The sequence below is a fragment of the Duganella sp. 3397 genome (assembly GCF_031456625.1).
GTDB lineage: Bacteria > Pseudomonadota > Gammaproteobacteria > Burkholderiales > Burkholderiaceae_D > Rugamonas > Rugamonas phyllosphaerae.
Genome location: NZ_JAVDVB010000014.1, coordinates 1 through 8,547, shown reverse-complemented (window position 1 = coordinate 8,547; position 8,547 = coordinate 1). Strand labels below are relative to the sequence as shown.

8 protein-coding genes are annotated in these 8,547 nt (G+C 61.4%); 4 read left to right on the top strand and 4 right to left on the bottom strand.

Going from position 1 to position 8,547, the window contains the following annotated elements:
• Positions 1–244: 244 nt before the first annotated feature.
• Complete coding sequence (locus tag J2X54_RS25590; RefSeq protein ID WP_310184676.1) at positions 245–1,447, bottom strand: YbfB/YjiJ family MFS transporter; 1,203 nt, start codon at positions 1,445–1,447, stop codon at positions 245–247.
• Positions 1,448–1,519: 72 nt separating this feature from the next.
• On the opposite strand from J2X54_RS25590, the gene J2X54_RS25585 reads away from it, so the two are divergent.
• The gene (locus J2X54_RS25585) at positions 1,520–2,128 is read left to right on the top strand and encodes a TetR/AcrR family transcriptional regulator (RefSeq protein WP_070246010.1); all 609 of its coding nucleotides are present in this window, start codon (positions 1,520–1,522) and stop codon (positions 2,126–2,128) included.
• A 2-nt stretch (positions 2,129–2,130) separates the two neighbouring features.
• On the opposite strand, the gene J2X54_RS25580 is transcribed toward J2X54_RS25585, so the two are convergent.
• The gene (locus tag J2X54_RS25580) at positions 2,131–2,409 is read right to left on the bottom strand and encodes an SDR family oxidoreductase (RefSeq protein ID WP_070246009.1); all 279 of its coding nucleotides are present in this window, start codon (positions 2,407–2,409) and stop codon (positions 2,131–2,133) included.
• Between the two features lie 186 nt (positions 2,410–2,595).
• On the opposite strand from J2X54_RS25580, the gene J2X54_RS25575 reads away from it, so the two are divergent.
• Positions 2,596–3,492 (top strand): AraC family transcriptional regulator, encoded by an 897-nt coding sequence (locus tag J2X54_RS25575; RefSeq protein ID WP_070246012.1) that lies wholly within the window; start codon positions 2,596–2,598, stop codon positions 3,490–3,492.
• 83 nt (positions 3,493–3,575) lie between these two features.
• On the top strand, positions 3,576–4,097 hold the full coding sequence (locus J2X54_RS25570) for an outer membrane beta-barrel protein (protein WP_310184674.1): 522 nt from the start codon (positions 3,576–3,578) through the stop codon (positions 4,095–4,097).
• A gap of 90 nt (positions 4,098–4,187) precedes the next feature.
• Here J2X54_RS25570 and rtcA read toward each other — a convergent pair whose 3' ends face one another.
• Positions 4,188–5,225: an RNA 3'-terminal phosphate cyclase gene (gene rtcA, locus J2X54_RS25565; RefSeq protein WP_310184672.1), complete on the bottom strand. Its 1,038-nt coding sequence runs from the start codon at positions 5,223–5,225 to the stop codon at positions 4,188–4,190.
• A gap of 2 nt (positions 5,226–5,227) precedes the next feature.
• Positions 5,228–6,463 carry an RtcB family protein gene (locus tag J2X54_RS25560; RefSeq protein ID WP_310184670.1) on the bottom strand — a complete coding sequence of 412 codons (1,236 nt, stop codon included), beginning with the start codon at positions 6,461–6,463 and terminating at the stop codon, positions 5,228–5,230.
• A gap of 400 nt (positions 6,464–6,863) precedes the next feature.
• Here J2X54_RS25560 and rtcR point away from each other — a divergent pair, with 400 nt between their 5' ends.
• Positions 6,864–8,420 carry an RNA repair transcriptional activator RtcR gene (gene rtcR, locus J2X54_RS25555; RefSeq protein ID WP_310184668.1) on the top strand — a complete coding sequence of 519 codons (1,557 nt, stop codon included), beginning with the start codon at positions 6,864–6,866 and terminating at the stop codon, positions 8,418–8,420.
• Positions 8,421–8,547: the final 127 nt, after the last annotated feature.

Here is an 8,547-nt window from a genome sequence, read left to right as displayed (position 1 = left end):
TGTGAACATTTGATATTTTAAGTATCACAGCGACTAGCGCTGTGTGCACTTTCATCAAACGTCCACACTTATCGACTGTTAATTTTTAAAGAACTGTATTCGGTGTTTCCTGTGCTACGCTTCGCAGCGATCGTTTTGTCTGCCGCGAAGAAGAAAGAGTATGAAGCGTTTAGCTTGTTTCGTCAACCTTCTTTTTTTCTCGTTTCACTCTGCATTTGCATGCGTTGTTCTGCGAGGGGGCGAATTATAGGGCAGCCCTCGCAGGCTTGGCAAGGACTTTTCTGGCGGCGTCGGACAAAATAATGATGCCCAATGCGGCCGCCCCCACGCCCATCAATATCCGGTGGTCGCCACCGCTTTGTGCGAACAGGTACGAGTAGCCGTAACCGGCCAATGCCTGGGTCAATGCGAACACCGTGGTGGCCTTGCTCCAAACGATATTTTGTCCATGAGCGTCACCAGGCAAGATGCGGTGCACCCGCGCCAGGGTAATCGGCGGCACGCCCGGCGGGTAGGAACCGACAACCAGTGTCGCCAGCATCAGCACCGGGTGGTGCGACGAAAACATCATCACGCCCACAGCGCCAATTTGAAGCCAGGTCATCAGGTGACTGGTGGCCGCCGCCCCCAGGCGATCGGACATCCAGCCGTAGGCCATCGGACCGATCATCGCACCCACGCCATACACGATCCAGAACAGCGCGGCCTCGTGCGAGCCCCAGCCCAGTCCGCGCGCCACGTAATCGACCAGAAACATCATCAACGGTACCAGGCCCACGGCCATCAACGCGTATTGCACGTACAGCAGCAGGAGTTCGGAGCGCGCCGCCAACTCTATGGTCATTGCCGCATACCCCACCGGCGGATGGGTGTGCGCGACGTGCGGCCAGCAGGCCCAGCTTGCCAACGTGAGCAGCAGCGACAGCATGCCGAGCCCAAGCCACGTGGCGCGCATGCCCACGTCTAGCAACAGCGGCACCAGCGTGCCCGACATGGCAATACCAACGCCGATGCCGAGGAAAATCGCGCCGCTGGCCATGCCCTTGCGCGCAGTTGGCACATGCGGCAACACGCTCGATGCAGCCAGCACCATGATCACGCCGCCGGATACGCCCGACAACAGGCGCCAGACGAAGAACCAGCCCACCGACAACGGGAACGCGCAGGCAAAGAAGGCCAACGAGGTCAGCAACATCATCGCCCGCAGGGTGGGCCGGGCGCCGTAACGGCGCGCCAGCGGCCGCCCCAGCAAGGCGCCCACCAGGTAGCCGACCAGGTTGGCCGCGCCCAGGTAGACCACGTCGCTGGCGACGAACCAGTGCGCCTCGATCATCGGCGGGATCAACGGCGTGTAAGCAAAGCGCGCCAGTCCGATGCCCACCAGGCTGGCGCAGAGGCCCGCAAATATGGCGCGCCCGGTGGCGGCCCGATCTTCAACGATGTCCATTCACAACTCCTCATGATGTTTGACAGCATAGTCAAACTTGACAGTGCTGTCAAGAATGCCGATAATCGGCCCATGGCTGGCATAAAACAATTCAATGAAGAAGAAGCGCTGGAACGTGCGATGCATGTGTTCTGGCGCCGTGGCTACGGCGCGACCTCGATGCAGGAGCTGGCGCAGGCCACCGGCGTGCTGCGCGGCTCGCTCTACAACGCCTATGGCGACAAGCAGGCGATCTTCCTGCTGGCATTTGCGCGCTACCAGCGCCGCTACCTCGAAACAGTGCGCGGGCACATGCAGCTCCGCGATCCGGTAGGAGCGCTGCGCGCCTACTTCGACTACGTGATCAAGTCGATGTCGGAACTGGCGCCGGCACTCGACGACACTGCGGCGCCGCGCTCGCGCGGCTGCCTGACCACCAAGATCGCGACCGACGAAACCGCCATGGACGAGCCGGTGCGTAGCGCTTTGCGCGGCATGCTGGAAGGATTGGGGCAAGTGCTGGAAGAACGATTGTCGGCGCCCGATGCGGTGGCGCGGCTACGTCTTCCGCCGCCCGACGCCGCCCGTCTGCTGGTTACTTTCACCCGGGGTAACGTGGTGATGGAGCGCATCTACCACGGCACCGAACAACTCCGGGCCACCGCGGAGAGCCTGATACAACTACTGTTGAAAGACGAGTAATTTCAGGCGTTATGGATGACGACATCGACGCGCTTGTGGACATCTTCGGCGAACGCCAGGAACGCCTCCATTTCAGTCGGCTGACTGACATCGAGCGCATACCACTCGGCCGAGCCGCCAGCCTTGCGGATCTCGTTGACCAGGCCCTGCAAGCGGTTCGAACGACGCGCACCCAGCACCACGTGGTGGCCCTGCTGCGCCAGCTGGCGCGCGGTGGCCGGTCCGCTGCCCCGGCTGGCGCCGGCGATCAGGATGACTTTACGCTGTAACGGTGGGTTCATGATGCTGTCCTTTCCCTGGCAATGACACGAGCATGCATCTTACGGCCGCCCGCCCATGCTGCAAATGCACATGACTATGCGATTCTTGCCTAATCCTATACTTCGATCCACCGGCCATGGCGGCCCAGTGCGTTTTGATGGATCATTCCTATTCATGAGAGCACGAAAGGAAATCACGTGGACCGCCTGATCGAACTGCATCGCCAACTGGCCCGGCACGACGGCTACACCGACACCGATGTCGCCGCCGTGCGCCTGACGCGCGCCACCCAGAGCGTGGCCAAGACGCCGGTCATGTCCGAGCCCTGCATTGCCATCGCCCTGCAAGGCCGCAAGCGTGCCTTTTTCGGCACCGACGTGCTGCAGTTTGACGCCGACCAGTACCTGGTGGTCGCCATACCGATGCCTTTTTCCAGCGCCACCGAGGCCACGCCGGAGGAACCGTTCCTGGGCCTGACGATACAAGTTGACCGCACCACCCTGGCCGACCTGATGTTCGCCATCGACCAGACCGACACCGACGTGCCGGCCGCCCCCAAGGGCATGATGACCACGCGCATGGATGATCGCCTGCGCGACACCGTGTTGCGCCTGCTCGAAACACTGAACTCGCCGCTCGAGGCGCGCGTGCTGGGCCCGGCCATCGTGCGCGAGATCTGTTTCCGGGTGCTGATGGGGGAGCAAGGGGCAGCGATGCGCGCGGCGCTCACCAGCCAGGGCCAGTTTGGCAGAATCGCCAAGGCGCTGCGCCGCATCCACGCCGACTACGCGGCCAGCATCGATGTGGGTATGCTGGCCGCCGAAGCCAATATGAGCGTGCCTGCCTTCCACGTGCATTTCAAATCGGTCACGCACTGCTCGCCGATCCAGTATGTGAAATCGGCGCGCCTGCACCAGGCCCGGCTGCTAATGGCGCGCAACGACATGACCGCGCAAGCGGCGTGCGCCCAGGTCGGCTATGAAAGCCCGTCCCAATTCAGCCGCGAGTTCAAACGCTTTTTTGGCCGCAGCCCTGGCGAGGAAGCCGATGTGTTGCGCCGCTATCTGGCGCCACCGGCAATGGAGCCGGCTCAGTTGCTTTAAAAGTAAGATGGATTTAGTATGCTTGCCTGTCGGCATTGCAAATAATTCAATTCCGCATCCATGACCATCTTAAAAGGAATCGCATGCGACGTTTCATTCTTGCCCTGGCAGCGCTGGCCGCCGCCCCCGCCATCACCACGGCCGCCCCCTTCGAGCCGGGCGTCTATTTGGCCGTCGATACAGGCGGGGCATCGTCGTCGTCGAAATATGCGGCAGACGGCGATGATCTTTCCTTCGGCGGCAAGGTCGGCTACCAGTACACGCGCAATTTCGGTTTCGACGTCTATGCCCGCAGCCTGAGCTTCATTTCAAATTCCGGTGTCTTCAGTGAGCGCGGTCTCTACCCGGACCAGACTGTCGGCATCGCCGCGCAAGGCACAATGCCAGTCAGCGAACGCTTCAGCCTGTTCGGCCGCGCAGGCATCGGTCGCACCAGCTTGAAAGGCAATCGCTCGGGCATGAGCGATAAGGAAGAGACCGACGGCCTGGTGGGCGTCGGCGTGAGCTACCAATTCAACCGCCAATGGTCGATCAACGTGGAAGGCAGTTACCTGACCAAGACCGAGGTCAAAATGTACTCGTTCGGCGGCCGTTTCCAGTTTTAAGAGCGCAAACAAAACCTCCATAGCTTCGTTGCAGCACCTCGCCGTACATTCGTACTGTCTTCGTCGCTGCGCCTCGCTATGGAGGTTTTGTCAGGCGCTCTGATTGCAAGGTGCCAACCGCACCAGGTGCCGGTCGCCGATCGTTTCGAGCTCGAAGCGCACCGGCAGAAAGCGGGCGATCACTTGCGCGTTGGTCCGCGCGTGCGACGACAGCACGTCCGTGGTAAAGCTGCCGGCGCCAGCCAGCGCCATGGGTAGCATCAACTGGTCCGCCAGGCACTCGCTCACTGCCGCGCCCGAAGCGATGTAACGGCGGGCGCGCTCCAGCGTCTGCCTTGCCACGGTTTCGGCGCGGACCATTTTTTCGCCGAATCCGGCAAACACTTCCGTCACCTGCTCGTGTTCGAGCGTGAGCAGCAGCACGTTGCCTGGGCCCATTTCTGCCGGCAGCCGATGGCACCGCAGTTGCGCTTCTCCCCAACCCATGCCTTTGCCGATGCATTCCAGTTCGCGCCTGGCCACCGACTCGGGCACGCCGGCCACAAAACTCTCGGCATAGCCGTGCAGGCGCGCTCCCCGCTCGATCAAGTCCAGCGGCCGCAACCCGGCGCATGGCTGCACTGTCGCCACCAGTTCGCCGCCACCGGCCGGGTAAAAGCCGAAGCGGCGCAGCTCGAAGGCCACCTCGGCGCCCATGGCCGCCAGCATGCGGCCATAGGCGCGCTCGAGGAAGTGCGACGGCGGCGCCATCGAATTGTGCGTGCCACCCGTCACCGTTATCCGTGACGGCTGGCCGGCCAGCAGCAAGGCCGGAAGCACGGTCTGCAACACCAGCGTGGAACTGCCGGCGCTGCCGATCGCAAACGCATACTCGCCGGCACTTATGGCGCCCGGGACGAACACCAGCGTTTGCGCGCCGACCGCCACGTCGCCCACGTCGGCGCCGCAAATGCGCGCCGCCGCCTGCACCGCCACCAGGTGCTGGCGCAGCAAGCCCGGGCGCGCGCGCCCCGCGCGGATATTGGTGATGCGAAACGGCTGGCCGGTGATCATCGACAGGCTCAGCGCCGTGCGCAATATCTGGCCGCCGCCCTCGCCCGCCGCGCCGTCAAGTTCTATGACGTTCATCGCTATCCTTTCACGCACACGACCTGCTTGAGGGTGTGCACCACTTCCACCAGGTCGCGCTGGGCGTGCATGACCGCGTCGATATCCTTGTAGGCCATCGGGATCTCGTCCACCACGCTGGCGTCCTTGCGGCATTCCACCCCGGCCGTGGCCAGCGCCTGGTCGTCGGCATTGAAGCGCCGCTTGGCCTCGTTGCGGCTCATGGTACGGCCGGCGCCGTGGCTGCAGCTGTGAAAACTCTCCTCGTTACCCTTGCCGCGCACAATAAAACTCTTGGCGCCCATCGAGCCGGGAATGATGCCCAGCTCGCCCGGCCGCGCCGACACGGCGCCCTTGCGGGTGATCAGCACGTCTTTGCCGAAGTGACGTTCGCGCTGCACGTAGTTGTGGTGGCAGTTGACGGCCTCCACGTGCGTCTCGAATGGCTTGGCGATGATGGTACGCACGGCCGCAATCAGGTTGTGCATCATCACTTCGCGGTTGGAGCGGGCAAAGCGCTGGGCCCAGCCCACTGCCTCCAGGTAGTCCTGGTAGTGGCGGGTGCCTTCTTCCAGGTAGGCCAGGTCGTCGTCGGGCAGGTTGATGAAGTGGGTGCGCATATCCTTCTTGGCCAGCTCGATGAAGTGGCTGCCGATGGCATTGCCCACGCCGCGCGAGCCCGAATGCAGCATGAACCACACGGCGCCGGTTTCATCGAGGCACACTTCGATGAAGTGGTTGCCGCCGCCGAGGGTGCCGAGGTGCCGGTAGTTGTTGGTTTTGCTCAGCCTGGGCGTCTTCTGACAAATCACATCGAACTCGTCCTTCAATTGCGCCCATGCGGCATCGACCGGCGCTGGCGGCGTATTCCAGCTGCCTTCGTCGCGGCCACGATAACCACGGGTTTTCGGCGTCATGCCGTGCGGGATGGCGCGCTCGATGGCGCTGCGCAGCGGTCCCAGGTTGTCGGGCAGATCGTTGGCGGAAAGCGTGGTCTTGGCCGCCATCATGCCGCAGCCGATATCGACACCGACCGCCGCCGGAATGATGGCGCCCAAAGTGGGAATCACGCTGCCGATGGTCGAGCCTTTGCCGAGGTGAACATCGGGCATGACGGCGATGTGCTTGTAAATAAAGGGCATGCGGGCCGTATTGGCCAGCTGCTGCTTGGCCGCCTCTTCGACTGGTACGCCCTGGGTCCACATCTTGATCGGGCTGCCGTTGTCGGTGGCGATGATGTCGTAGTTCTGTTTTTCCATTTTATTTCTTTCAGCTGTTATTGGTCGACCAGGGCCGCCAGCACGTCCTGCCACATCTTCTGCGCCTGGGGGCGGTGCGTCAATTCCGGGCAGCAGGGAACAAATGCCATTGACCGTTGCGGTGTGCGCTAACTCGCAGCGTCGAAGGCGCGCCGCGTTCGGGCGCTGGTTTTGGTTTGTGTTTGCCAAGTGCACCTGCACTGATCAGCCAATTCATATCGTTCCCCTTTCTCTGGTATGCACCTGTTATTGCAAACGCCATGCCAGCGTACGGAGACGCGCTAAATTACTTTATAAGTCATTGAATTGAATCGATAATTTATTCTTTCCCCAGTTTTTACAGAACTTCCCCAACATCATTCAGGCATAATGAGTTATCTTTTTTTATAAGTTTTTATCCATGAAAATCAAGCGCAAGGTGGTGATCGGCTTCGTGGGAAGCCAGCTCGACGGTGCGAGACGCAGCGATCGCTGGGAAAAATGGCGTCCCAGCCTGTCGCTGATGCAGCACGAGGACCTGCTGGTCGATCGTTTCGAGCTGCTATATAACGCCAAATTCCAGGACCTGGCGCACCATGTGGCGCGCGACATGCGTACCATTTCACCTGAAACCACGGTGGTCACGCACGACATCCCGATGCGTGATGCGTGGGATTTCGAAGACGTGTATGGCGCGTTATTCGATTTTTCCAAGCGCTATCCGTTCGACACCGAGCACGAGGATTACTGGATCCACATTACGACCGGTACGCACGTTGTGCAGATCTGCCTGTTCCTGCTGACGGAAGCGCGCTACCTTCCCGGGCGCCTGCTGCAGACGTCGCCACCCCGGCGCAGCGGCGTCGGCGATCCGGGCAGCTACCAGCTCATCGACCTCGATCTTTCGCGCTACGACCAGATCGCCCAGCGCTTTTCAAGCGAACAGGCGGAAGGCGTGGCGTTTTTAAAGTCCGGCATCCCCACCCGCAATGCCAGCTTCAACGCCATGATCGAGGAAATCGAAAAGGTGGCAGTCAAATCGCGCGCGCCGATGCTGTTGATGGGGCCGACCGGCGCCGGCAAATCTTTCCTGGCGCGGCGCGTCTTCGAACTGAAAAGGAATCGCCATCAACTCGATGGCAAATTTGTCGAACTTAACTGCGCCACCGTGCAGGGCGACGGCGCGGCATCCACCTTGTTCGGCCATATAAAAGGCGCGTTTACCGGTGCGGCGAGCAACCGACCGGGGCTGCTGCGCAGCGCCCACAAAGGCTTGCTGTTCCTCGATGAGATTGGCGAGCTGGGCCTGAACGAGCAAGCCATGCTGCTCAAGGCGCTCGAGGAAAAGCGTTTTTTGCCGGTCGGCAGTGATGAAGAAGTGGCCAGCGACTTCCAGCTCATCGCCGGCACCAACCGCGACCTGGGCGCCGAGGTACTGGCCGGCCGCTTCCGCGAAGATTTGTACGCACGTATCAACCTGTGGACGTATTCGCTGCCACGGCTGGCGGAGCGGCCCGAAGATATCGAACCCAATGTCGATTTCCAGTTATCGCTGGCTGCCATGGAAAGCGGCGAGAAAGTCAGCTTCAACAAGGAAGCGCGCACGCGGTATATGCGCTTTGCCATGTCGGGAGACGCCGCCTGGAGCGGCAATTTCCGTGACCTGGCGGCCTCGGTCACGCGGCTGGCCACGTTATCCGATGCAGGCCGCATCTCCGACGTGCAAGTGGATGACGAAATCGCGCGCCTGAAGAGGCTATGGCGGCACAGCGCGCAGCCGGCCGTCGTGGAAGGGTTGGATTTGTTCGACAGCATGCAGCTCGAAGCCGTGATTGCGGTGTGCCACCAATCGAAATCGTTGTCGGATGCGGGCCGCAAGTTATTCGCAGTATCGCGCGACGCCAAGGTCAAGCCGAACGATGCCGATCGCCTCAAGAAATACCTGGCTAAATTCGATCTGCAGTGGGATGCGCTCTGAATGCGAAAAACCCCCTACCGGATCACCGGAAGGGGGTTTTTCTATATAACTAGCCTGACGATAACCTACTTTCACACTGGTTGCAGCACTATCATCGGCGCAAAGTCGTTTCACGGTCCTGTTCGGG